At 59.1% G+C, this 24,261-nt stretch carries 34 protein-coding genes; all 34 read left to right on the top strand.

Translation table 11 applies throughout. From position 1 onward, the window contains the following. Positions 1–5 precede the first annotated feature (5 nt). Complete coding sequence (locus EL18_RS06810; protein WP_244444530.1) at positions 6–1,769, top strand: DNA cytosine methyltransferase; 1,764 nt, start codon at positions 6–8, stop codon at positions 1,767–1,769. 88 nt (positions 1,770–1,857) lie between these two features. Then, a complete protein-coding gene (locus EL18_RS06805) occupies positions 1,858–2,430 on the top strand; it encodes an MT-A70 family methyltransferase (RefSeq protein ID WP_036481077.1) in 573 nt (190 codons plus the stop codon). After that, positions 2,430–3,035, top strand: a complete 606-nt coding sequence (locus EL18_RS06800) for a RuvC family protein (RefSeq protein ID WP_036481075.1) — start codon at positions 2,430–2,432, stop codon at positions 3,033–3,035. Before EL18_RS06805 ends, EL18_RS06800 begins: the two co-directional genes overlap by 1 nt. Next, positions 3,032–4,474 (top strand): replicative DNA helicase, encoded by a 1,443-nt coding sequence (locus EL18_RS06795; protein WP_036481072.1) that lies wholly within the window; start codon positions 3,032–3,034, stop codon positions 4,472–4,474. The genes EL18_RS06800 and EL18_RS06795 overlap by 4 nt, the downstream gene beginning before the upstream one ends. Beyond that, a complete protein-coding gene (locus tag EL18_RS06790) occupies positions 4,471–4,989 on the top strand; it encodes a helix-turn-helix domain-containing protein (RefSeq protein ID WP_152552966.1) in 519 nt (172 codons plus the stop codon). The genes EL18_RS06795 and EL18_RS06790 overlap by 4 nt, the downstream gene beginning before the upstream one ends. After that, positions 4,989–5,201, top strand: coding sequence for a hypothetical protein (locus tag EL18_RS06785; RefSeq protein ID WP_036481068.1), 213 nt, complete (start codon positions 4,989–4,991; stop codon positions 5,199–5,201). The genes EL18_RS06790 and EL18_RS06785 overlap by 1 nt, the downstream gene beginning before the upstream one ends. Beyond that, positions 5,198–5,524, top strand: a complete 327-nt coding sequence (locus EL18_RS06780) for a hypothetical protein (protein WP_036481066.1) — start codon at positions 5,198–5,200, stop codon at positions 5,522–5,524. The genes EL18_RS06785 and EL18_RS06780 overlap by 4 nt, the downstream gene beginning before the upstream one ends. Beyond that, on the top strand, positions 5,521–5,976 hold the full coding sequence (locus EL18_RS06775; RefSeq protein ID WP_036481064.1) for a hypothetical protein: 456 nt from the start codon (positions 5,521–5,523) through the stop codon (positions 5,974–5,976). The genes EL18_RS06780 and EL18_RS06775 overlap by 4 nt, the downstream gene beginning before the upstream one ends. Continuing rightward, positions 5,973–6,701: a hypothetical protein gene (locus EL18_RS06770; RefSeq protein WP_036481061.1), complete on the top strand. Its 729-nt coding sequence runs from the start codon at positions 5,973–5,975 to the stop codon at positions 6,699–6,701. The genes EL18_RS06775 and EL18_RS06770 overlap by 4 nt, the downstream gene beginning before the upstream one ends. A 221-nt stretch (positions 6,702–6,922) precedes the next feature. Continuing rightward, on the top strand, positions 6,923–7,120 hold the full coding sequence (locus EL18_RS18365) for a Lar family restriction alleviation protein (RefSeq protein ID WP_081871109.1): 198 nt from the start codon (positions 6,923–6,925) through the stop codon (positions 7,118–7,120). 202 nt (positions 7,121–7,322) lie between these two features. Beyond that, a complete protein-coding gene (locus tag EL18_RS18285; RefSeq protein WP_280113657.1) occupies positions 7,323–7,451 on the top strand; it encodes a hypothetical protein in 129 nt (42 codons plus the stop codon). After that, entirely contained in the window at positions 7,451–7,657 is a 207-nt protein-coding gene (locus EL18_RS06765; protein WP_036481059.1) for a hypothetical protein, read from the top strand. The genes EL18_RS18285 and EL18_RS06765 overlap by 1 nt, the downstream gene beginning before the upstream one ends. Before the next feature lie 3 nt (positions 7,658–7,660). Beyond that, positions 7,661–8,029 carry an HNH endonuclease gene (locus tag EL18_RS06760; RefSeq protein ID WP_036481057.1) on the top strand — a complete coding sequence of 123 codons (369 nt, stop codon included), beginning with the start codon at positions 7,661–7,663 and terminating at the stop codon, positions 8,027–8,029. 152 nt (positions 8,030–8,181) lie between these two features. Beyond that, positions 8,182–8,595: a helix-turn-helix domain-containing protein gene (locus tag EL18_RS06755; protein WP_051913838.1), complete on the top strand. Its 414-nt coding sequence runs from the start codon at positions 8,182–8,184 to the stop codon at positions 8,593–8,595. Beyond that, entirely contained in the window at positions 8,595–10,277 is a 1,683-nt protein-coding gene (locus tag EL18_RS06750) for a terminase large subunit (RefSeq protein ID WP_036481052.1), read from the top strand. The genes EL18_RS06755 and EL18_RS06750 overlap by 1 nt, the downstream gene beginning before the upstream one ends. A 15-nt stretch (positions 10,278–10,292) precedes the next feature. After that, positions 10,293–12,263 (top strand): phage major capsid protein, encoded by a 1,971-nt coding sequence (locus EL18_RS06745; protein ID WP_036481049.1) that lies wholly within the window; start codon positions 10,293–10,295, stop codon positions 12,261–12,263. A 66-nt stretch (positions 12,264–12,329) separates the two neighbouring features. Next, positions 12,330–12,563 carry a hypothetical protein gene (locus EL18_RS06740; RefSeq protein ID WP_036481045.1) on the top strand — a complete coding sequence of 78 codons (234 nt, stop codon included), beginning with the start codon at positions 12,330–12,332 and terminating at the stop codon, positions 12,561–12,563. Further along, on the top strand, positions 12,564–13,925 hold the full coding sequence (locus EL18_RS06735) for a phage portal protein (RefSeq protein ID WP_036481042.1): 1,362 nt from the start codon (positions 12,564–12,566) through the stop codon (positions 13,923–13,925). Continuing rightward, entirely contained in the window at positions 13,925–14,674 is a 750-nt protein-coding gene (locus EL18_RS18280) for a collagen-like domain-containing protein (protein ID WP_051913836.1), read from the top strand. The genes EL18_RS06735 and EL18_RS18280 overlap by 1 nt, the downstream gene beginning before the upstream one ends. After that, on the top strand, positions 14,674–15,036 hold the full coding sequence (locus tag EL18_RS06725) for a head-tail connector protein (protein ID WP_036481040.1): 363 nt from the start codon (positions 14,674–14,676) through the stop codon (positions 15,034–15,036). The genes EL18_RS18280 and EL18_RS06725 overlap by 1 nt, the downstream gene beginning before the upstream one ends. Beyond that, the gene (locus tag EL18_RS06720; protein WP_244444529.1) at positions 15,033–15,656 is read left to right on the top strand and encodes a hypothetical protein; all 624 of its coding nucleotides are present in this window, start codon (positions 15,033–15,035) and stop codon (positions 15,654–15,656) included. The genes EL18_RS06725 and EL18_RS06720 overlap by 4 nt, the downstream gene beginning before the upstream one ends. After that, positions 15,653–16,162, top strand: a complete 510-nt coding sequence (locus EL18_RS18275) for a DapH/DapD/GlmU-related protein (protein WP_036481037.1) — start codon at positions 15,653–15,655, stop codon at positions 16,160–16,162. The genes EL18_RS06720 and EL18_RS18275 overlap by 4 nt, the downstream gene beginning before the upstream one ends. Continuing rightward, a complete protein-coding gene (locus tag EL18_RS06710; protein ID WP_036481034.1) occupies positions 16,156–16,773 on the top strand; it encodes a hypothetical protein in 618 nt (205 codons plus the stop codon). The genes EL18_RS18275 and EL18_RS06710 overlap by 7 nt, the downstream gene beginning before the upstream one ends. Next, positions 16,770–17,108, top strand: coding sequence for a phage head closure protein (locus EL18_RS06705; protein WP_036481031.1), 339 nt, complete (start codon positions 16,770–16,772; stop codon positions 17,106–17,108). The genes EL18_RS06710 and EL18_RS06705 overlap by 4 nt, the downstream gene beginning before the upstream one ends. After that, positions 17,108–17,578 carry an HK97-gp10 family putative phage morphogenesis protein gene (locus tag EL18_RS06700; RefSeq protein WP_036481028.1) on the top strand — a complete coding sequence of 157 codons (471 nt, stop codon included), beginning with the start codon at positions 17,108–17,110 and terminating at the stop codon, positions 17,576–17,578. The genes EL18_RS06705 and EL18_RS06700 overlap by 1 nt, the downstream gene beginning before the upstream one ends. Before the next feature lie 5 nt (positions 17,579–17,583). Beyond that, positions 17,584–17,991 (top strand): hypothetical protein, encoded by a 408-nt coding sequence (locus tag EL18_RS06695; protein WP_036481026.1) that lies wholly within the window; start codon positions 17,584–17,586, stop codon positions 17,989–17,991. Between the two features lie 13 nt (positions 17,992–18,004). Beyond that, positions 18,005–18,436, top strand: coding sequence for a phage tail tube protein (locus EL18_RS06690; protein WP_036481023.1), 432 nt, complete (start codon positions 18,005–18,007; stop codon positions 18,434–18,436). Then, positions 18,436–18,783, top strand: a complete 348-nt coding sequence (locus EL18_RS06685; protein WP_036481021.1) for a hypothetical protein — start codon at positions 18,436–18,438, stop codon at positions 18,781–18,783. Before EL18_RS06690 ends, EL18_RS06685 begins: the two co-directional genes overlap by 1 nt. A gap of 68 nt (positions 18,784–18,851) precedes the next feature. Next, positions 18,852–19,088, top strand: coding sequence for a hypothetical protein (locus EL18_RS06680; RefSeq protein WP_244444528.1), 237 nt, complete (start codon positions 18,852–18,854; stop codon positions 19,086–19,088). A gap of 3 nt (positions 19,089–19,091) precedes the next feature. After that, positions 19,092–20,777: a phage tail tape measure protein gene (locus tag EL18_RS06675; protein WP_036481018.1), complete on the top strand. Its 1,686-nt coding sequence runs from the start codon at positions 19,092–19,094 to the stop codon at positions 20,775–20,777. Continuing rightward, on the top strand, positions 20,777–21,454 hold the full coding sequence (locus tag EL18_RS06670) for a hypothetical protein (protein WP_036481016.1): 678 nt from the start codon (positions 20,777–20,779) through the stop codon (positions 21,452–21,454). The genes EL18_RS06675 and EL18_RS06670 overlap by 1 nt, the downstream gene beginning before the upstream one ends. After that, complete coding sequence (locus tag EL18_RS06665; RefSeq protein ID WP_036481014.1) at positions 21,454–22,044, top strand: hypothetical protein; 591 nt, start codon at positions 21,454–21,456, stop codon at positions 22,042–22,044. Before EL18_RS06670 ends, EL18_RS06665 begins: the two co-directional genes overlap by 1 nt. Before the next feature lie 2 nt (positions 22,045–22,046). Next, a complete protein-coding gene (locus EL18_RS18360) occupies positions 22,047–22,439 on the top strand; it encodes a DUF6950 family protein (RefSeq protein ID WP_036481012.1) in 393 nt (130 codons plus the stop codon). Further along, complete coding sequence (locus tag EL18_RS06655; RefSeq protein ID WP_036481008.1) at positions 22,430–24,229, top strand: fibronectin type III domain-containing protein; 1,800 nt, start codon at positions 22,430–22,432, stop codon at positions 24,227–24,229. Before EL18_RS18360 ends, EL18_RS06655 begins: the two co-directional genes overlap by 10 nt. Positions 24,230–24,261: the final 32 nt, after the last annotated feature.

Genomic DNA, 24,261 nt, shown 5'->3' with positions numbered 1-24,261 from the left:
ATGGGATGCAGATAATCAGAAAACCGAAAAAGATGCTCGTTGCCGACCTGCTTTGTGGTGCCGGTGGCTCATCAACCGGAGCCGCACGCGCTCTAGACGAAATCGGCCTCGATATGGAACTGGTCTGCGTCAATCATTGGCCGACAGCAATCGACACGCATCAACGCAATCATCCAGAAGCACGCCATTATGTGCAGGATATTGCGACCGTCCGCCCACACCTTTTAGTGCCGGAAGGGTATCTCGATCTGCTGATGGCATCACCCACTTGCACGCATCACAGTGTTGCACGCGGGGGTAAGCCGACCAGCGACCAGCAGCGTTCCGATCCTTGGCACATCATTACCTGGCTCACCGAGCTCCGCGTGAAGCGGATCATTATTGAAAATGTCTGGGAGTTCACAAGCTGGGGGCCGGTGGATCGCCGCACAGGCAGGCCGATCAAGAGCCGCAAGGGCGAATATTTCCATGCGTGGATTGAGACGCTGAAGCGACTTGGCTTCGATCCGGAATGGCGAAAGCTGAACGCCGCTGACTATGGTGATGCCACTACTCGCCAGCGTTTCATCCTGATGGCGCGCTCGGACGGACGAAAGGTCCATTGGCCGATGCCGACGCATCGCAAGCGTTCTGAGGTGAAAGGCGAGCTGTTTTCTGACGCAAAGCCATGGCGCCCAGCTCGAGAAATCATTGACTGGTCGATCAAGGGCAAGTCGATTTTCAACAGAAAGAAAGCTCTCGCTCCCAAGACGCTCATGCGCATCCATGCAGGGGCGGTGAAGCACAAGTGGCCTGAGCCATTCATCGTTGTGCTTCGCAATCATATGGCCGCGCAGGGGATTGATGCTCCACTGCCTACGATTGCGGCCAACGGCCAACATATCGCGCTTGCGGAGCCCGTAATCATGAATGGGCGAAAGGGAAATCAGGCGAAGGCTGTCTCGACCGAGCCTGTCCCGACACTCGATACCAAGGGCGGTGTTTGGCTGGCGGAGCCCATGGTTCTTTCACAACACAACAGCGGAGCCGCGCGCTCGGCAAGCGATCCTTTGCCAACCATCACCACCGGTGGTGCCGGTACCGAATCCCGTCCTGGCTGCGCAAGACCAATGCTGGTCACAGTCGCGCATGGAACGGATGCCCGCGACAAAGATCCATACACTCGACGCGCACACGACATCGAAGACCCGTTGGGCACCGTGCATGGTGATGGCAGCTCATATGCAGTCGTTGAGCCGTTCGTGTTGTCGCAAGCATCTGGCGGTTCGCCGCGAGCGGTTTCTAAACCTCTCCCCACATCCACAACTGGCGGCGCTGGCGGGGCACATGCGCTGATCTCAGCCTACTACGGTGCTAACTCCAGCTGCACCAGTGAGGATGAACCGCTCCCAACAGTCACGACCAAAGATCGGTTCGGTGTCGTCGTTCCGGTCACGCATAGCCAAAGCGGGAATGGAAGCCGTTCCGTCGATGAGCCGATCCCCACCATCACGACAGCCAAAGGGGGCGAATTTGCACTAGCTGAGGCATTCGATGGGTACGACATCCTCTTCCGGATGCTGGAGCCGCACGAGCTGGCGTCAGCGATGGGGTTCAATACCGCGGACCAGCAGTATGAGTTCGCCGGCACCAAAACCGAGAAGATCAAGCAGATCGGCAATGCAGTCTCCGTCGCCAAGATGAAGGCCTGCGTAGGCGCTATCATGGCCGATGCTGCGCCTCGCCAAGCTGCGACCCTTTCCAGTGATTTTCTGGAGGCTGCGGAGTGAGCGAGAACCAACGCTTCATGGCTGTGATCTGGTTCATGGCTCTTATCGGCATCGGCCTCATGGCCTGGGCTTGGTAGGGAGGCGCGTGATGCATCTCTTCGATTGGCCATTCGGGGATCTGAACCCGCACTCATTCGACCTGATCATGGCAGACCCGCCATGGGCCTTTGAGCTGCGCTCCGACAAGGGCGAAGGCAAATCCGCACAGTCGCACTACAAGTGCCAGACGCTTGACGAGATCAAGGCGCTGCCGGTTCTCGATCTTGCTGCTCCTGACTGCCTTCTGTGGCTTTGGGCAACTAACCCGATGCTTCCGCAGGCCTTCGAGGTCATGGCCGCATGGGGATTCACCTTCAAGACCGCTGGTGCCTGGGGCAAGACCACCGTCAACGGCAAACTGGCATTCGGCACTGGATACATCTTCCGCAGCGCACATGAGCCGATTCTCATCGGCACCAGAGGCGAGCCGAGAACCACCAAGTCCGTCCGCTCGCTGATCATGGGGCAGGTGAGGGAGCATTCCCGCAAGCCTGAAGAGGCTTATGCCGCCGCTGAGAAGCTGATTCCCAATGCCCGCCGTCTTGAACTCTTCAGCCGCACAGATCGCGCTGGCTGGGAAGTCTGGGGCGATGAGGCCGGAAAATTCGGGGAGGCAGCCTGATGAAGATCATGGGCCTCGACCCGTCGCAGAGTTGCGGTTGGGCGATATACGACGATCAACTGCCCATCTCAGCCATGCTGTGCGGCGTTCTGAAGGTGAAGGGCGTCAGAGGCAAGTTCGAGCTCAATGCGGGCCAACTGGCACCCAAGCTTGTGGAACTGATCAAGGCGCAGGGGAAACCCGATTTCGCGGTAATCGAGCAGGCACCGCGGCGTCCATTCAGCGCAGGCAAGAACAGGGGGCCGGAGGGGCTTCTGGCTGGCATGGGTGTCGAGCAGGAGAGCGAAGCGGCTGGTGCGGCCATGGGAGGCCTTCAGGCGACCCTCTCGACCAATCAGATGGCAGCCACATGCGCTGCGGTCCTTGGGGCTTACAAGGTGCCGTTCATCACCATGACAGACGAAACATGGCGCAAGCTTTCCTACGGTTTTGGCCGAAACAAAGGCTGGGGCCGCGCTGAGTGGAAGAAGCACGCCCGTCAGAAGTGTGGGCAGGTCCGCATCACAGTCACCAACGATGACATGGCAGAGGCCTGCTGGATCGCGTTCGCAGGTGCATCGAGCCAAGAGTTCAAGATGCTCCAAATGCAGAGGCAGGCGGCATGAACGCGCAAACACCGATCCGCGAACTGCCGAACAATCAGGAAGCCGAGCAGGCGCTTCTGGGCGCGATCCTCGTCAACAACCAGTGTTTCGATCTGGTGGGCAGGATCGTCAGTGCCGAGCACTTCTTTGAGCCTCTGCATCGGGAAATCTTCACCGCCTGCGGAAAGCTGATCTCGCTGGGCAGGGCAGCCAATCCGATCACGCTGAAGGACTTCCTCAATGTCGAGGCCGAGGTCACGACAGACCTGAAGGTCAAGGAATACATCATCCGCCTCGCCACAGAGGCGGTTTCGCCAGTTTTGGCCCGCGATTACGCCATCGGCATCTATGAGGCTTGGCTGTCCCGGGAGGTGATCAGCACATGCACCGATCTTGTCGATGCACTCTTCGAGCGCGGGCCGGATACCGACCCTCTGGCAGAGGCGGCGCTTCTCGAAGACAGGCTTGCAAAGCTGAGGGCGGAACGTGTCGGCGCATCGGGCAAGGCAGCCCATGGCCGGCAGTATATCGACGCCATCACGCAAGCCATGCAGAACCGGAAAGTCAATGGCGTGCCGCTCTGCCTGCCGGAGATCGAGAAGGTGATCTCCGAGCCATGTCTTGAGGCAGGGAACCTCTATGGCCTGCTTTCCAGCTCCGGTGAGGGCAAGACCAGCCTGATGCTCCAGATGATCACCCATGCGCTGAGAAAGGGGCATCCAGTGATCTTCCTCAGCTATGACCAGACGGCGGAACAGTGCATCCGGCAGATGGCCGCACAGGAGCACTCCATTGAGGCCAGACGGCAGCGTGCAGGCGATCTGAGCGAACAGGAGATGGATAAACTCACCCGCTTCGCTCAGTGGATCGATGAGCAGCCTTTCGAGGTGGTCAAATGCGTCGATCATAGCGCTGGGCAGCTTGTCTCCTTCGCCCGCTCCTTCCTGAAGCGCCACGGCAACGGCAAGGTGCCTCTGGTGGTGGTCGATCACATCGGATCGGTGAAGCCGGAAGACCGCAGGGCGGATGAAGGCACCAAGGCCAAGGACATCAACAAGATATTCAAAGCCGGTGCAGAGCAGACCGGCGCGGCCTGGCTGATCCTGAACCAGCGCAACAGCTACGGCATGAAGCGCGACAATCCCCGCCCGATCTCAGCCGATCTGTTCGGTGGCGATCCAGCCAAGCAGGCCTATGACGCGATCTTCTATGTCTATCGCTATATGAAGTTCTTCGAGGAACGAAAGGCCGTGGCTGCCTCGGATAGCGACTGGAAGCGCATCCGCAAGGTCTTTCCGCAGGCGGTCATAGACGGCGAGCAGGACATCGCTCAGATCGGCGCCATCAAGGTCCGGTTCGGCAATCCCGGCATCAAGGAGAACCTGATCTTCGAGGCGCGCTTCACCCGATACCGCAGCGAGAACGAAGAACAACAGCCAGCCATGGAGAGCATGCTTTGAGCCTTCAGATGTACAATCCCTCATATGTGCGCAAGGTCTGGCGGAAGCGTGAGGCGGAAGAGAACCGCAAGCGCTTGGAGCAGGAACGTGCATTGGCTGAGCGCCGGAAACTGGCTGAAACCGCTCGCAAGTTCGAGATGGAGCGCAGAGTGGCGGAAGAGGCAGCCCAGATATCGCGCATCCTCAAAGCCCGCGTGGAGGAAGAGGGCGGTTCGCTCAAAGACCTCTCAAAGAACCAGATCCGTTCGCGGCGTGCATTCATCAGGCGCGAGCTTGCCGAGGGCAACATGTTTGAGCCGGTAAAGAACATCATTCAGCGCGTGGCAGAAGAGCACGGGCTTTGCATCGGCGATCTGGTAGGCCGGTCACGGTGCAGGAAGCTCGTTGCGGTGAGGCAGAAGGCTATACGCGAGGTTCATCAGACGCGGCCCGATCTCTCATATGTGCAGATCGGCAGGGCGTTCAACCGCGATCACACCACAGTGCTGCATGCGATCAGGAAAGGAGAAAAGTGATGCTCTGGATAGCTGCAATGACAGGAGGATGTGCGCTCTTTCTTCTGCTTTCTCTTGATCGCGCCATCAATGATGCGGACCTCACCGGTTGGCGGATGGAAAACATCATACCGCTGGCGATGATTGCGGCCATGTTCCTTGTCTGCATCGGCGGGTTCATGTGGTCAGCCAATGAATGTGTGGAAACCATTTGCTGGAGGCCAGTTGAATGAACTGCTTCGCAGCCTATCCCTGCCCTCTGCCTGGTGGCGGCTTCTGGGCCATGATACGGCTGGCACGGGATGCACGCCCTAAGCCGATCATGGGCAAAGGCGAGAAGCCGGTGATCTATTCGACCGAGCTTGAGGCACAGAAGGCCTGCACCAAACACCTGCTGGCCTACTTCAACGGCGATCTGCGCAGGGACGGCGAAACCATCAACGCGCGTCTCTCGGCTGCAGAAGCACTGTTCCCGGGCCTCACCAAGCCGACACTGGTCAGACAGAAGGGATCGAGCCGGTTGACGAGGGTCGAGACAGTGAGGAAGCGCGCATGACCATCGCCCCACCTCATATCGCGAAGATTTGCGACGAATACGGTGTTTCGATCATCCCGGCCAATCGTTATCCGGGCGTCGGTGAGACGCGGGCCGTTGGTGCCATGACTAAGATCGCAGCGCGACATGGGGAAGGGCATTTGCGCCTCGTGCTCACCACCTTGGCGGAAACATCAAACAATCATGCCTTCATCGATCGCGACACGCTCTGGTGCGTCTCTCACCTGATCCGCGCCTATCCGAACCTGATCGAGAACCAGATGAGCGACTGGCTTGCGGTCTTCGATGAAATGCCACTTGGCGAAATGGCCTTCCACAATGCCCGATCCCTGCGCGGCCATGTCAAGCTGCCACACTCTTTGGCTGGCATGGTGAATGAGCGTATATATCGCAAGTTGGGAGAGAAGGCGCTTGAACCTGATCTGTTCGATGACATGAGGGAAACGGGATGACAGATGGCGAAATTGCAGAGCTGTTCATCCGGGCAGCCGAGACGGAACGGAAGATGCCCCGCACCGGCACCAAGCCGAAAGGCTTCAGCGGCTGCGTGATCTCATACATCCACACAAGTGCAGACATCCAAGGATGGGGGAAGCAGCACGGCGATCATCTTGAGCCTGGCGACGATCCTCTGCACAAGGAATGGCGCTGGGGCTGGTTCGACAAGCTTTCCGAACTGCCGACGCGCGCAGACATCGAGAACTGGGAAAAATGCATCCGCTGGACGATGGACCTTCTCGACAACGAGGGACAGCGTAGGGCATTGTGGAATTGGGCTCATGCGAAGGCCGGTGGAAGACCGTTCAAGAAGTGGTGTTTCAAGGTCGAGCGCATCCACCCAGAGACTGGCAGCAGGCGGAAAAATCGCGCTTTGGCTGCTATTTCGGCAAGATTGGCCAGAGACGGTGCAGCGCATAACGGAACGGGCGGTTATGGGGTGTTGCGTGAAACCCGTGATTTCGGGCATGTTTCCTCTACGCTGGACAGTGATGCGGGCGAACGAAAAGACCCGAATTTCTGGGCTCCAGACGCAGCATTCAAATCCTTCATATCGGTCTATGACCAAAAGGCAGACGGTCGGATCAAAGCCGCTCCCACCGGCGCCACAGCCACCGAGCTTCGCAACTACATGCGAAGGAAGCGGGAGGCGATGAAGCGGAAGCAGGAGGCGGCATAGCTATCCCGCTTGCGGGTTGCGCCAGAGGCCAGTCATCAGGGTATAGATGGCTGGCCTCATTCGCATTCAGGTGTTGAGACATCTGGCGAAAGCAAGTAGATTGAGGTCGGTCCCTGCCCCTTCTGAAGCCTTACGTGTCACGTGAGAGATTATGTAGGATCGGGCGGGGACATTCCTCACCAATCAAATCAGCCACCGGCCCACCGAACAAGGTCCGATCAATGGTATCACGCACACTTCCAGCCGATGGCGCAAAGCCATGCCCTTTCTGCGGCGGAGCTGATCTGCATGTCGAAACTGACAGCGAGGCGGACAGCACGTTCCAGGTCGTGTGCGACAATGATCAGTGTGAGGCAGAAGGCCCAAATGGGGCGCGCCACCCGGCAGAAGCCGTCGCGCTATGGAACCAGCGGTATTAGGCACCGGCCCGCGTGCAGCTCCGGCTCATGCGGTAAGCGTTATCCCGGTGTCTCACCAGATCAGGACGGCGGGTTAATGCGAGCCTTCAGGCTGCGGGATACAAGGCGGTAAAGGTTCCGTCCCCGTCACGATCCGCGCCGCCCGTCCTGACCTTCATCGCCCCGGCCATGCGCTGGGGCTTTCCATTTTCAGGAGAGAGTGATGCAAAGCCCGATCGATTTGGTTATCTCACTGATTTCGCTGGTCTATGTGTTGCTCTTTGGGTTGATCATCACCGCGCCCTTCTGGGGCATTGGCCTTGTCTGCCTGTGGATCATTGGGTGGATCTGATGCACTGGCGACCGATCAGCGATCTGACTGATGACGAGTTCGAGATCGCGGTCAGAGACAGCCGTCTCGTGGTCGCCAACTCCTGCAACGGCCCGCATTTGGTGGACATGATCACCGATGGCTTCGTTGCTGATGCACTTAAGCATGACGGCATGTGGGACTGGTATTGCGTATTGCCGGAACTACCGGATGAAGCGAGTGGGTGAGTGATGGGAAGACTGAAGACCATCGCCTCACCGATCAAGAAGATGGCACCACGTCTCGGCTACGCATCAGGAGATGAAAAGGCCAGAGACAAGCAGAGGCGAGACACCCAACCATGGCGCTCCTGGTACAAAACAGCCAGATGGCAGCGCCTTCGCGAGAAGGTCTTCACCCGCGATCTCTACACCTGCCAACGTAGTGGCGAGATATGCGCAGGCAGAGGCAACCAGCCCAACGCTCCAGTCGCCAACCACAAGATACCGCACAATGGTGATCCGGTCCTGTTCTGGGATGAGAGCAACATCGAGACCGTGACCAAGCGAGTGCATGACAGTCTCATACAGAGCGAAGAGAAGCGGACGGGGTTGCGGTAGCAGAATTGGCTTGATGCCTTTCTGCGAGCAAGCATGAGCGACTGTGATGGCATCCCCATGGGGGGGTACATCAAAAGTCAAAAATCCTTGCCCCGAGCGGACCCGCGCCCCCCGCATTCAAATATTTTTTTGCTGAGGCGGAAATCAGACACATGTCGAAAAGAACAGGAAGGGGCCGGCCAGAGTTCGAGCCCTCTGATGAGCAGCGCGAAAAGGTGCGCGTTCTCAGGGCTTCCGGCATGTCGCAAGAAGAGATTGCAGAAGCGCTCGACATCTCAGTGCCGACATTGCGCAAGCACTTTTCTTTCGAGCTGAAGATCGGCTCTGCCAAGGTCACGGCTGATGTTCTGATGGCGCGCTACCGTTCGGCAATGGGCGGGAATGTCTCGGCACAGAACAAGATGCTGGAGCAGCTTGGCGCGGCCACAGCAGAGCAGAAGGTCAAGCAGCGGGAGACCAAGGCACCAAAGCTCGGCAAGAAGGAAGAGCAGCAGATCGCGGCGCAGAATGTGGGTGGCAAGTTCGCTCCACCGACACCGCCGAAACTGGTGGTCGATAACCGGTGATGCCGAAATGGTCGACCGCTTGCCTCGATTGGGAGCAGCGGATTGTTGAACGGCGGTCGCTGATACCGTTCGACCCGCTGTTTCCTGATGAAGCTGAGGCTGCGCTATCGGTCTTTAAGTCGCTGAAGATCGTTGATGTCGCTGGCCAGCCCACATTCGGAGAGGCTTGCGAGGAATATGTCTTCGATTTCGTGCGGGCGATTTTTGGTGCCTATGACCATGAGAACGCGCGTCGGCTGATCGAAGAGTTCTTCCTTCTGATCTCGAAGAAGAACATCAAGAGCACGATGGCCGCGGGGATCATGCTCACCGCGCTCATTCGGAACTGGAGGCATTCGCAAGAGCTTCTGATCCTGGCACCGACGCGAGAGGTGGCGGACAATTCGTTCAAGCCTGCTGCCGACATGGTGCGGGCTGATCCTGAGTTGTCGGATCTTCTGCATGTGCAGGACAACACCAAGGAGATCACCCACCGCGTCACGCGCGCGGTCCTGAAGGTGGTCTCTGCTGACTCCAGCACGGCGGCAGGCAAGAAGGCGGCATTCGTTCTCATCGAAGAGCTTTGGCTGTTCGGCAAAAAGTCAGGTGCCAGCGCCATGCTGCAGGAGGCGACAGGTGGTCTGATCTCGCGGCCTGAAGGCTTCGTGATCTACATCTCCACGCAATCCGATGAACCGCCGGCTGGCGTCTTCAAGGAGAAGCTGGACTATTTCAGGGACGTGCGGGACGGCAAGATTGACGATCCGCAAAGCCTGCCGGTGCTCTATGAGTTCCCGGATGAGATGATCAAGAGCAAGGCTTATCTGGAGCCTGAGAACTTCTACATCACCAACCCGAATATGGGCCGATCCGTTCGCCAGAACTGGCTTGAGCGGAAGATGGCCAAGGTCAAGACCGGTGATGATGAGGAAGGCGACACGATCCAGACCTTCCTTGCCAAGCATCTCAACGTCGAGATCGGAATGAACCTGCGGGCCAATCGCTGGCCTGGGGCAGAGTTCTGGGCCGCGCGTGAGGAAGACATCACCCTGCAGCGCCTTCTCGATGAATGCGAGGTGATTGTGGTTGGCCTCGACGGCGGCGGTCTCGATGACCTCTATGGCTTCAGCGCGCTGGGCCGTCACCGCGAAACCAAGGACTGGCTGTCGTGGTCACGGTCATGGTGTCACCGCAGCGTGCTGAGGCGGCGCAAGAAGATCGCTCCAATCCTCGAGAAAGCTGCTGCCGATGGCGAGCTGGTCATCGTGGATGATGAACTCGATGACATCTCCCAGATGGTCGATCTGATCCGCACGATCAAGGAAGCAGGTCTCCTTGCGGCGGTCGCGGCCGATCCGGCCGGACTTGGTGAAATGATCGATGCGCTGGCTGAGATCGATGTGACGCCCGAAAACAATGAACTGATTGGCGCGCCTCAAGGCTACGCGATGATGAACGCGATCAAGACCGCAGAGCGCAAGTTGTCCAATGGGACGTTGAGGCACTGCCAGTCAAAGCTGATGGCGTGGTGCGTCTCGAACCTGAAGATCGAACCAACGGCAACCGCGATCCGCGCGACCAAGCAGAATGCTGGTGATGCGAAGATCGACCCCGTGATGGCGCTGTTCGATGCGGTCACGGTGATGAGCCGCAATCCGGAACCCAAAGCTCAACCGAAGTATCAAATGCTCGTCTTCGGCTGATCACAGGAGAACATCATGAACAGGGCCTACAGTCTCCTTGAGGTCAAGGAGATGGATGATGACGCGCGCGTTATCCGCGGCATCGCATCCACACCTTCGCCAGATCGCATGGACGATGTGGTTTTGCCGGAAGGCGCATCCTTCAAGCTGCCGATCCCGCTTCTCTGGCAGCACAACCATGACCAGCCGATTGGTCATGTCACTGAAGCCACCGTGACCAAGAACGGCATCGAGATCGTTGCTGAGATCGCCAAAGGCGTGAGCGACGAGATCGATCGTGCTTGGAAGCTGATCAAGGCCGGTCTCGTGCGCGGTCTGTCGATTGGCTTCCGCGGGCTCAAGACTGAACAGATCCCCAACTCCTGGGGCGTGATCTATGAGGCGTGGGAATGGCTGGAGCTCTCAGCCGTGACCATCCCGGCACAGGCCGAGGCTTCGATCACCTCCATCAAGAAATTCGACATCGGCGCGCCTGCCGCGTCTGGCACCAAGTCTGCCGATGGCGATGCATCTCCCGGCGCTTCGGGAAAAACCAAGAAACCCGTCAATTTGCGCCCAAAGGAGGGCAATGACATGAAGACGCTCGCTGAGCAGATCACGGCTCTTGAAGCCAAGCGTGCGGCGAACTTCGCCCGCATGGAGGAAATCCAGTCCAAGGCTGCCGATGAAGGCCGCACCAAGGACGAGGCCGAGAAGGAAGAGTTCGGCACCCTCGCTGATGAGAATGACACCATTGACGAGGAACTGAAGGACTTGCGCCGCATGGAGCGTGCGAAGGCTATCGAAGCCAAGCCAGTAAACCGCGCGGAGAAGTCCGCACCAGTTGATACCGGTGCATCTCGTGCGGCTGTTACGGTGAAGGGGCCCAAGGCGGCGCCGGGCATCGAGTTCGCTCGTCTCGCAAAGGTCAAAGCACTGGCGTTCCTGAGCCAGGGCGAGCGCCGTCAGACCGAGATCGCCAAGCAGCTCTATGGTGAGAACTCAGCTGTTTACGGCATTGTGTCCAAAGCAAGTGTCGTTGCTGGTTCAAGCGTCGATGGCAATTGGGCATCGGAACTCGTTGGTGACGAAACCTCGGTCTATGCCGATTTCGTTGAGTTCCTTCGCCCGATGACCATCGTCGGCAAGTTCGGCCAGGGCGGCATCCCGTCGCTGCGCACGGTGCCGTTCCGCACGCCCCTGATCGGTCAGACCGGTGGTGGTCAGGCCTATTGGGTGGGCGAGGGCAAGCCCAAGCCGCTCACGGCATTTGACTTCAACCGCAACACCCTCGATGAACTGAAGGTCGCCACCATCAGCGTTGTCACCGAGGAACTGCTGCGCAAGTCGAGCCCTGCCGCTGACCAGCTGCTGCGCGATGCCCTTGCCGGTGCGGTTGCAGAGCGTGTGGATACCGATTTCATCGATCCATCGAAGTCGGCTTCTGCGGGCGTCTCCCCTGCATCCATCACCAACGGCGTCACTGCAATCACGTCGAGCGGCAACGACGCCGATGCGATCCGTGAAGACGTTCGTGCCCTGATGGCAACGTTCGTGGCAGCGAAGAACCCGCCGACCGCCGGTGTGTGGATCATGTCTTCGGCAACGGCACTCGCCTTGTCGCTCATGGTCAACCCGCTCGGTCAGTCGGAATTCCCAGGCATCAGCATGAACGGCGGCACCTTCATGGGCCTGCCGGTCATTGTCTCGGAATACTTCGCACCGGTCTCGGCAGGTGGCTACGTCGCTCTGGTCAATGCTTCCGACATCTACTTCGCTGACGAGGGCGGCGTCATGATCGACGTTTCCCGCGAAGCCTCGCTGCAGATGCTGGACAACCCGACCAACGACACGGTTACGCCGACTGCCACCTCCATGGTCTCCATGTGGCAGACCAACAGCGTGGCATTCCGTGCCGAACGCATCCTGAACTGGTCCAAGCGCCGTGCATCGGCGGTGGCCCTTCTGGATGAAGTCAATTGGGGTCTCCCGGCAGCTTCTGCCTAACCCCTTTCGATGACATCGCCGGTCGCGGGCAACTGCGGCCGGCATTCCTCCATCTGGAGAATATCCATGAAATCCAATTATCTCGACCGCGCCATGAAGGCTCGCGATCCGCGTTGTCGCAAGATCGCTGAGAGGCTTGGATATGGCCGCCGCGACATGCAGGCTGAAACACCTGCGCAGAAATCAGATCCACTTTCGGAAGCGCGTGAAGAATATCAGGCCGTGATCGGCAAACGCCCCTACCACGGTTGGGATGTCGAGACGCTGCGCGCGAAGATCGCAGAAGCAAAGGGCGAATAAATGCGCGTTCTAGGCCTGCCGATCCCGTTCACTGGCGAGCGGAAGAAAGACCTGTCGCCGGTCAACCAGAACCGGGGCGGCTGGTTTCGCGTGCTGGAAAGCTTTGCCGGTGCATGGCAGCAGAATGTTGAGGTCGATTTCAATTCGGTCCTCTCCTTCCATGCCGACTTTGCCTGCCGCACGCTGATCGCGTCCGACATCTCAAAGCTTCGCGTGAAGCTCGTGAAGAAGGACAAGGACGGCATTTGGGAAGAAGTGAACAGCCCTGCCTATTCGCCTGTCCTGCGCAAGCCGAACGACTTTCAGAACCGGATTCAGTTCTTCGAGAGTTGGGTGCTGTCAAAGCTTCAGCGCGGCAACACCTACGTTCTGAAGCAGCGCAACAATGCTGGCGTGGTCGCGAAGCTCTACGTTCTCGATCCAAGCCGCGTGCGCCCGCTCGTGGCTGACGATGGGTCGATCTTCTATGAGCTGCAGGCGGACAATCTCTCTGGCCTCACGGGGCCTCTGATCGTCCCGGCCCGCGAGATCATCCACGATCGGTTCAACTGCATGTTCCATCCGCTGGTCGGCATGTCCCCGATCTATGCGAGCGGATTGGCTGCCATGCAGGGTCTTTCGATCCAGAACGACAGCACCAAGTTCTTCCAGAATGGCGCGCGCCCTGGTGGCGTGCTCACCGCGCCTGCCGCAATCTCAGACGATACCGCGGCGCGCCTGAAGGAATATTGGGACAACAACTTCACCGGCGCGAACGCTGGCAAGGTTGCCGTTCTCGGTGATGGCCTGAAGTATGAGGCAATGCGTGAAAACGCTTCTGACGCTCAGCTGATCGAGCAGTTGAAGTGGTCGGCTGAGGTGGTCTGCTCCACCTATCACGTCCCGCCCTACAAGGTCGGTGTCGGTGCGATGCCGAGTTACAATAATGTTCAAGCTCTGAACACGGAATATTACTCGCAGTGCCTTCAGAAGCTGATCGAAGACATCGAACTGTGCCTTGATGAAGGGCTTGGTCTGTCGAGCGAGAAGATCGGCACCGAGTTCGATCTTGATGGCCTCCTTCGCATGGACAGCGTCACGCTGATGCAGATGCTCAAGGAAGGCATCAGTGCCGGGGTGCTGTCTCCTAACGAGGCCCGGCGCCGCATCGACCTGAAGAAGGTAACAGGCGGCGACACGCCTTATCTCCAGCAGCAGAATTATTCTCTCGAAGCGCTGGCCAAGCGGGACGCGCAGGCCGATCCATTCGGGCAGATGCCCGCGCCCCAGCCAGAAGCTATCCCTGCGCCAGAAGATGATAGCGAGGTGATGGAATCCGAGGCTCGCGCCGCGCTCGTGGAACTGTACAAAGGACTTCGCTGATGGCTTTCGATGGAAAATCTTTTGGCCGTGAAGTTGTCGGCGTGGTCAAGGAATATGTGAGCGATGCGCTTGCTCCTGTCATAGCTCGCCTTGAGGCAATCGAAAAGCGGCACCCGGAGAAAGGTGATCGCGGTGAGAAGGGCGATCCTGGCGAACGTGGTCCCTCCGGTGCCGATGGTGCACCCGGCGCTCCCGGCGAGAAAGGCGAAAAGGGTGATCCGGGCGAACGCGGGCCAGCCGGCGAACCGGGCAAAGACGGTGCGGACGGCAAGGATGGGGCTGATGGCGTCGGTGTCGCCGGTGCCGTTATCGATCGGGGTGGCAACCTTGTTCTGACACTTACTGATGGCACAACGCGCGAGCTTGGCCTTGTGGTCGGGCGCGATGGAGAAAAGGGCGATCCCGGCAAGGATGGACGCGACGGGGCCGATGGCCTTGGCTTCGATGATCTTGAAGTGGAGCATGATGGGCTGCGCACAATCACCTTCCGCTTTGCCAAAGGCGATAGGGTGAAAGAGTTCCCGTTCACGCTGCCGGTGGTTCTGGATCGCGGCGTCTACAAGTCAGGTGATGCTTATTCCGCTGGCGACGGTGTTACCTGGGGTGGCTCGTTCTGGATCGCTCAGAAGGACACAGCCGACAAGCCCGGCGAGGGGGACGGCTGGCGGCTTGCGGTCAAGAAAGGCCGTGATGGCAGAGACGGCAGCGCGAAGGCTGAGAAGCAATCCGATCCGGTGAGGTTCAAGTAATGGTCGCGCTTGTCTCTCTGGATATGGTGAAGCGCGCACTGCGCATCGGTGATCTCGATGAAAACGGAGATCCTTTGCCGAGCGAAGATGACGTTCTGCTTGAGACCTACATCGCCGCGGCGTCTGCCGCCGTCATCAACTATCTGAAGGGACAGGCCGAGGCCGTCCTGAACCTCGACAGCAGCGGTGAGTTGCCATCCGGTGCCGAGGTGCCTTCAGAAGTGCAGATGGCTTGTATCCTTCTTGTCGGGCACTTCTATCGCGAGCCGGACGGTGACGCGGAAGACGCATTTGAGCATGGGTATCTTCCAAAGCCTGTCATCTCGCTCCTGTATCCGCTGCGCGATCCTGCGTTGAAATGACCAAGCCAGACTGGTGGCCTTCGTGGGAAGGCGACACTGTGGTGATCATTGCCTCCGGGCCAAGTGCAAAGGATGTTCCGCTGGACAAGGCGCGGGGCAAGGCACGGTTCATCGCAATCAACACGAGCTGGAAGCTTTGCCCGGATGCAGACATTCTCTTTGCATGTGATGATGCATGGTGGAGAAAGCATCATCATGAACTTGATGGCTTTGCCGGGCTGAAGCTGACGGTTGATCAAAACGCAGCCAAGCGGTTCGAAGATGTGAACCTTGTCGATTGCCGCAAGCCGGATGATCGCCTTGTCTTGGAGCCGATCAACACAGTCGGATGGGGTGGCAACTCAGGATTCCACGCGCTGAATTTGGCGGTGCAGTTCGGCTGCCGGAAGATCATCCTGGTTGGATACGACATGAACCTTCTGGGTGGCCTGCACTGGCATGGCGCGCACCCTGAAGGTTTGAACAATCCAAAGGCTGGCAATGTGGAGCGCTGGCGCCGTGCGGTCGATAACGCATGGAAGGTGATCGAGCCGCTTGGCATTCAGGTGATCAATTGCAGCCCTGTCAGCTCCTTGCGGAATTATCCCAAGATGAAACTGCATGAGGCGCTGGCGGCATGATCCATCCTCTCGCGCATGTCGAAGGCTCGGCAGTGTCCGAGTTCGCGACGGTCTGGCAGTTCGCCTCGGTGATCCGCGGGGCAATGGTGGAGCGTGAGACGGTCATAGGTGCTGGTGCGATGGTCGATGGCGTCAGGATTGGCCGGAACTGCCGGATCGGTCACAACGCCTCGCTGCATCCCGGCACATCAATCGGGGAAGCCTGCTTCATCGGCCCCGGTGCCATCGTCTGCAATGACCAATGGCCCGCCGTGAGCCGTGACGGCTTCGACATGGAAGCGCTGCTCGAAGGTGAGCGGAAGACGGTCATCATCGAGGATGGGGCAAGCATCGGGGCAGGGGCGATCATCCTTCCCGGCATCAGGATCGGGGCAGGCGCGGTTGTGGCTGCCGGTGCCGTGGTCGAGCGCGATGTGACGCCTGGGTGTGTCTATCGCCGGAACGGTTATCAATCATTCGTGCCAGCGGATCGGCATGAGAAGCGCATGAGGTTCGCGAAGTGCTGACCGCCTGCTCGATCATCTGGGACGCGAACGGGAAGTCACGCAACTTCTCGAAGATGTATGACGAGAGTTGGGTGGTGAAGCTGTTCAACGGCTTTGATCGCCACCTCACGCTTGAGCATCGGAATGTTCTCTACACCGACCGCAAGCGCGATCTGCCCGATACGATTGAGCAAGTGGTGGTGCCGGGGCTTGGCCGGCGCGGATATGCCGAATGCATCCGTCCTTTCGAGATGGGCTGCCCGATGATCTTTGTGGGGCTGGATACCATCATCACCGGCAACATCGACAAGCTCGGCAAGTGGTGTCTCGAAAAGAAAGTGATGTGCCTGCCGCGCGATCCATACAATCCGCATCAGGCGATCAATGGCGTCTGCCTGATCCCTGAAGGTTATCAGCGGGTGGCGCGGGAGCATCGTGGCGAGAACGACATGGTTCACGTCAGAAAGTACCGACACCGGTTCATTGATGATGAACTGCCTGGCTACGTCCGGTCATACAAGGGCCATGTCGAGAAGCACGGGTTGGGTGATACCCGCATCGTCTATTTCCACGGTCTGAAGAAGCCACATGAACTGCAGCACGTTGAGTGGATCAAGGAGCACTGGCAATGAGCATCAGCGCCGGAAAGCTTGACCGCAAGATCACGATCCAGCGGTTCACCGAGACCACCAACGAATACAACGAGCCGATCCAGACTTGGGCGGATTTCATCTCGGTCCGTGCTCAGCGCAAGGATGTCTCGGACGGTGAGAAGTTCGCAGCCGGTCAGGTGGGATCGACGCTGATGGCGCGATTCACGACCCGCTCTTCAGAGCAGAGCCGTACGATCAAGCCGACTGACCGGATCAGCCATGAGGGCGCGATCTGGCAGATCATTGGGCTGAAGGAAGCGGGCGAAGGGCGGCGCCGGTTTATCGAGATCACGGCGCAACGGGATATGGACTGATGGCCACCCGCGTTTCGGTGGATGGCCTCAGAGAGCTTGAGAAGGCGCTCGAGGAACTTCCCAAGGCCACAGGCAAGAACGTCCTCCGGCGCGTGCTGAGGAAGGCTGCAGAGCCAATTGCAGACGATATGCGGGCCAAGGCTCCAGACGATCCGGTGACGCAGGGCAACGATCTGCGCTCATCGATCGGGATCGGCACGAAACTCGGCAAGCGTCAGGGCAAGCTTCATCGGAAGATGTTCAAGAACGACAAGGCTGCCGTTGAGATGTTCGTCGGTGCCGGTGTGATCCCGCACAGTCACTTGCAGGAGTTCGGGAGCACGATCCACGGGCCTCAGCCCTTCGCGAGACCCGCATGGGACGCGAACAAGAATCACGCTCTGAACATCGTGGCCAAGGAACTCGGCACCGAGATCACCAAGGCGGCTGAACGTCTGGCACGGAAGCAGGCAAAGGCCGCGAAAGGCTGACCATCATGGAAGCGTTGATCACTCAGCTCCTGGCATCCGTTGCCGGGGGGCGGCGCTATTGGAACATGGCACCGCAGGGCATCAAGGTCAGCGGCACCACCTCTGATAACTACGGCGGTCCCGGTCCTTACATCGTGCTGTACCGCGTCGATGGCGTGCCTGGCTACACCTATCAGGGCCGCGATGGTCTCGTGACATCCCGTGTGCAGGCGAACTGCTACGGCGCGACCTATTCAGCGGCAAAGGCAACCGCGAACGATTTGATCGCTGCGCTCGACACCTACCGGGGCGGATCGATCCAGTTGATCACCGTCGACAGTGAAGGGCGCGACCTCACCGACACCAATCCTTCCACTTCCGAGCGGGTCTTTGCCGTCTCGGTCGATCTGATCATTCACCACACATCATCCTGACAGGAGCAGAACGATGACTGATGCAAGCATCGGGTACGGCACAAAGTACCGTATCTGGGACACGGGCACGTCTCCCGCCGATTATTTCCAGATCGGTGAGGTGATCAACGTCACTCCCGGTGAAGCAACGGCTGACCGGATCGACGCCACCCACATGCTGAGCCCGAACCGCCGTCGCGAGTACATCGCCGGTCTGATCGACAATGGCGAAGCCAGCTTCGAGATCAATTGGGTTCCCGGCAATGACACCGATGTCTTCCTTCGCGAACTCTTCGAGAGCGGCGAGACCCGCGATCATCAGGTCGAGTTCCCGAATGGCGCCATCGTCACCTTCGAGGCCAGCATCATTGGCTACTCCAAGGCTGTACCGATCGATGACCGCATGACCGCAACCGTGACCGTTGCCGTCTCCGGTGCTGAAACCTGGACGCAGGCGAGCAGCTAATGGCGAATGCAGAACGTGGCGCGGTAGCGCTGGAAGCAGGCGGCAAGGTCTACTCGCTGCGCTTCTCAACCAACGCGATCTGCGAGGTCGAAGATCATTTCGGCAAGCCGATCATGAAGATCGTGGAAGATCTTCAGGACGAGACCAACGTCAGCATGAAGATGGTGCGGGCGCTGGTCTGGGGTGCACTTCTCGAAGAGCATCCCGCAATACAGCCCTCTCAGGCAGGCTATCTGCTTGACGAGGTGGGCGTGCCGGTCATGACGGAGAAGATCGGGCTCGCTCTGCAGCGCTTCTTCCCGGAGGCAGAAGGCAAGGCAAACCCTCCCAAGGCGAAAGCCGGGTAGACTGGCTTTCGCTGCTTAGATCATGGGTAGAAGCAGGGCAGGAGCCGTCCCTGTTTTGGCGGCTCACGTTGCGCGAAATAAGCGTCATCCTCGAAGGCGCAAGCAATCGCCTGAAGCGAGAGCAGAATGCCAATGCGTGGCTTGCCTGGCACACAGCGGCGCTCTCGCGGATCACACCAAAGAAGTTCCCGAAACTCAAAGACATGATGAGCGAAGCGGGCAAGCCGTCCGGTCGGCAGATGACGCCTGAGCAGATCCAAGAGGTCATGCGCGGCATCTTCGCCTCACGAAAGCAGAAGGGGTAGGTCATGGCGAATAGCGTGATTGGCGCTCTGCGCGTCAACCTCGGCATCGACACTGCCGCTTTCTCAAACGGGCTGAAGAACGCTCAATCCGGTCTGAAGAAGTTCGGGAAGTTCGCGAAGACTGGTCTGCTGGCTGCTGGTGCAGCGGCAACCGCGGCGGCTGGGGCAATGGCCGTCGCGGTCAAGGGCACGATCAATGCAGCCGATGACATGGCCAAGGCCAGCCGGAGTTTCGGTGTTCCGATTGAGGAACTGTCGAGGCTGAAATATGCGGCCGATCTGTCTGGCGTCTCGTTCGGATCGCTCGGCAATGCGCTGCGCACGCTGAACAAGAACGTCTATGACACCTCGAAGGGTACGGGCGCGGCCAAGGATGCTTTTGCGGAGCTCGGCATCTCGGTCCAGAATGCAGACGGCAGTCTTAAGGGCTCCACCCAGATCATGGGTGAGGTCGCGGACGCGCTGCAGGGGATCGATGACGAGACCCGCAAGGCTGCCATTTCCGGCAAGATATTCGGTGAGCGGTACGGGCCACAGCTTGCCTCACTGCTTGCAGGCGGTTCCGAGGGGATCAACAAGCTCACGTCTGAGGCCAGTCAGTTCTCCCAGGTCTTCACCGAGGAAATGGGTGCCAGTGCCGAGGCGTTCAACGATAATATGGCGCGCCTCAAGGGATCGTTCGGTTCTATCGCTGCCGAGATCACCCAGCGCGTTCTCCCGTATCTTGAGCAGTTCTCACATTGGCTGGTCGAGAATGCGCCGGCTATCGCTGACTTCGTGGTCAGGATGGTGGAGATGGGCGCTGCCTTCATTCAATGGGGGCAGGAAGTCGGTGCAGCCGTCAATGGCGTGATCAATCGGATTGTCGAGCTTGACCGCGCGGTGATGGATTGGGCGCGTCGGTTCGATGCTGCCGCGCTGGAACTGCTCGAAGCCTTCAAGGCTATCCCAGGCCAGATGTACCAGATCGGCGCTGACATCATGTCTGGCCTCTGGAACGGCATCAAATCCAAGTGGGAAGGCGTGAAGTCGAGCATCACCGGCATTGCGTCCGATGTTGCCGAGAGGTTCCGCTCAGCGCTTGGCATCCACTCACCATCCCGCGTGATGGCTGAAATCGGCACCTATGCCATGCAGGGCCTTGAGCAAGGCATGCAGAGCATGAGGGGCAATGTCGAGGGGCTGGCAGGCGACATCACCTCGGCAATGACGAATGCCTTCAAGGGCGTCATCACCGGCACTCAGGACGTGAAGGATGCGCTCAAGGGGCTTCTGTCTCAGCTCGCCTCTGTCTTCGCGGATCGCGCGTTCCAGATGCTGTTCTCTGGCGGGGCTGGTGGAGGCGGCGGCTTCTTTGGTGGCCTCTTTGGAGGCATCGGGAAGCTTTTCGGATTCGCCAATGGTGGCCAGTTTCAGGTTGGCGGTGCCGGTGGCATCGATAGCCAGGTGGTCGCCTTCAGGGCTTCTCCGAATGAAACCGTCACCGTTACCAAGCCGGGGCAGGATTTCGGCGGCGGGGCAACTGAGGTCACGGTCAGGGGTGTCTTTGTCGATGACAACGGGGTCATCAAGGCTGAAGTCACTCAGATGGGGCAGCAGGCCGCACAGGCAGGCGCGGCGCTTGGCGTCCGACAGGTCCAGCAAGGGCTGCCCTCAATGATCGCGGATGCGCAATCGAGGAAGATGTAATGGCTTCAACCATTGTCTGGCCTCTTGAGGTTCTGCCGCCGCGCGAGATCATGGCAGAGATCGCACCTCGGTCTCTTGCCGGTCCCTCAAGCATTTCTGGCGTCACTCAGGTGGTGGCGACGGATGCGGGGATCTGGAAAGTCAGCTTTGTCGGTGTGCCCGTTGTCGATCAGCAGAAGGTGCTGGCATGGCGCGGGATCAACAGCATCCTCGAAGGGCGCATGACGCCTGTCATCGTGCCGCTCTCGCGATGGTATCAGCCTGTGCCTGATGGTCAGGATCATCTGTATGGACCGGTGCCGCACAGCGACAGCAGCCCATTCAGCGACGGCTCCAAGTATCAGGGGCAGGTGATCGACGTCACGCTCGCCAGCAATGTTCCGGTCCGGGGCACCACGGCAACCATCGACATCAACAATGCAGGTTTGATCCAGCCAGGGCAGCGGTTCTCGATTGGTGAACGGCTCTATCAGGTCAAGACGATCTCTTACTCGTCCGATGAACAGGCCACCATCACCTTCAGGCCACCCGCACGCGAGGCAGCAAGCATTGGAGATCGACTGAACTTCGATTTTCCAGTCTGTAAGATGCGCCTTGTCAGCGACAGTTCGATGGACATGGGCCTCGACTATGGCCGCTGGAGCTTCCCCACCGTCTCATTCATCGAGGATGTCTGATGGACTTCTTCACGCCGGACCAGATTGAGGCGCTGTCGGCAACAACGGTGCGCTGCGATCTCCTTGTCGAGATGCGCTTCAAATCTGAAACCTTCTACATGTGGAACGGCAACACGGAGCTTGAGACCGGCGGCAAGACCTATCTGCCGATGTACGGCTATGGCTCCATTGATGGGCTCGGAGCATCATCAAATCAGGCATCGGAAACCGTCAACTTCGCGCTCAATGGCATTCCCGATCAGGTGCCGGACTTCCTGAGCAAAGTGCTGGGTGAGACAGACGAGGTTGATCAGCGGCTCGTTATCGTATCGCTCCAGCTCTTTGATGCGGAATGGCAGCCGGTGGGATCGCCCGCGCCTCTGTGGTGGGGCTTCATGCAGCCGCCACGAGTTTCGAGAACCGAGATGCAGGGTGTGGAAGGTGCAGTTCAGACTGTCTCCATGACCGCTGAGAACGCCTTCTTCAATCGTTCCCGTCCGCCCTATGGCCGATACACGGACCGAGATCAGCAGAAGAGATATCCGGGAGACAAGTTCTTCCAGTACATGGCGAAGCTCCTGCACGCGGTATTCACCTACCCGGACTACTGACCATGACAATCGAAGAGTTTATGACCGCCGAGGCTGCCAAGCCTTTCCGGTGGGGTAAGACCGATTGCGCGTCAACCGCTGACAGGTGGGTGCGGATAGTCACCGGCTTCTCACCGATGTCCGTATTCGGTCGACAGCACCAAACGGAAGAGGAAGCCCGTCAGTGGCTTCGAGAGCCCGGGAGCATTGCGGTGGCCGTCAACCGCGTCATGCGTGCCAGCGGCTTCAGGAAGACGAAAGAACCGGCATCCGGCGATGTCGGCCTGATCATCCATGACGGCAAGCTCTGCATGGCCATCCATACCGGCTCGATCTGGTTCTCGCGTGACGAGAACGGCCTGATCGGCGCACCTCTCAATTCTGTCTGGAAAGCTTGGAGGATCGAATGCCTGTAGCGCTCTCCGGGCTCATCGCGGCCACCCTTGGCACCTCGGCCATTGGTGTTGCGCTCCAGGGCGCAGTTGCTCTTGCGGGTCTGGCCAGCACCACCTTCCTCGGCAGCGCACTTGGCTATCTGGCTCTATCGATCGGTGCCTCATATCTGAGCTCGATCTTGTTCCGGCCACCGCAGCCGAAACCTGAAGACGTGCAGCAGTCCTATCGCCAATCCACAGCACCGCGCGTGCGGCATTATGGGCGCGTGAAGGTGTCGGGTGCGTGGGTCTATGCAAACGCGAAGGCAGGCAATTTTCACAAGGTACTCGCCTTGGGCCAAGGGCCGATTGATGCGGTCGAAGAGTTCTGGATCGATGACACCAACGTCACCGCCTATCGCGATGCGAACGGGCGTATCCAGACGAGCCCCTGGACGGGGAGCGGTCACGACTCGCTCCTGCGAATCCACTACCGTCTGGGGCTCTCGACCGAGACGGCCTATTCCGATCTGGCTGCAGAGTTCCCGGAATGGACTTCAGCGCATCGCGGGGATGGTGTCGCGAGCCTGTACGCAACACAGTTCGCCTCGGCGCAGGACTGGTATCTTGAGCGCTTCCCCAACGGCATCAACACCAATTACCGACTGGTGATCAGGGCTGCCAAGGTCAAGAACCCGCTGACCGGCACAGTGGCATGGAACGACAATGCTGCTGCCGTGATCCGCGATTATGTCACTCATGCAGACGGAATGCGCTTTCCTGAGAGCATGGTGTCGACACTGCAGGCACAGGCCGGCTGGGTGGAAGCTTATAATCGCGCTGCAGAGGCCATTGGCTTGAAGGGCGGCGGCACAGAGCCTCGTTATCGTCTCTGGGGCTCCTATCGCCTCGATGAGCGTCCAGCAGACGTTGTGGGGCGAATGCTTCAATGCTGTGACGGTCGGCTCGTACCGACGCCAGATGGTGGCCTCACGCTTGATATCGGCGAATGGGAGAACCCCACCGTCACGATCAATGAGGATGCCATCACGGGCTTCTCCGAGGTCGGCAAGGGCAGGGACATCATGTCCACCGCCAATACCATTCGTGCCACCTTCCTCGATCCCGATCAGGACTATCAGGCAGCCGATGCAGATCCATGGGTTGATGCTGACGATGTTTCCGAGCGTGGCGAGATCGGGCAAGACCTGCAGTTCAACATGGCGCCATCACACAGCCAGTGCCGACGCCTGATGAAGCTTGCGGCCTATCGGGCCAATCCGAATTGGGTGGGGACATTCCAGTGCAATCTGCGCGCCCTGGCTGCATTCGGGAAACGGTTCATCCGCATCTCCTATCCGCCTTTTGGCATCAACTCGGTCTTCGAGGTGCAGGATTTCAAGTTCATCATCGGGCAGGGCGGCATACTGCAGGGTGTGACGCTGCAGGTCCAGTCTATGCCGCAAGCTGCCTATCAGTGGGATGCGGCACAGGAAGAGGGCGACGCACCTGTTTCCGAGGACGTGAGCGATCAGGACGGCATTCCGACGCCCGCTGCACCGACACTGAATTGGGCGACGGGACCGGTCGCAGAACTGACCTTCTCGCCATCGCCCTCCGTTCTGCTGTTCTACATGGTGCGCTTCAAGAAGACCGCCGACAGCGATTGGACCGAGGCAGGACCGCTTGCCAATGATGCGACGAGTTACACCACCGGCGCTCTCGCAGAGGGCGAGGAATACGAGTTCCAAACTGCTTATCAGACTGAGAAAGGCCGCTTGGGTGACTGGAGCACCAGCACCACGGGCATAGCCACCGAACCCTCAGCCTGACCATCCGAACAATCTGAAACGATCACAGCCCT

The organism is Nitratireductor basaltis (assembly GCF_000733725.1).
Classification (GTDB): domain Bacteria; phylum Pseudomonadota; class Alphaproteobacteria; order Rhizobiales; family Rhizobiaceae; genus Chelativorans; species Chelativorans basaltis.
This window is presented reverse-complemented; position numbering and strand designations above follow the sequence as displayed.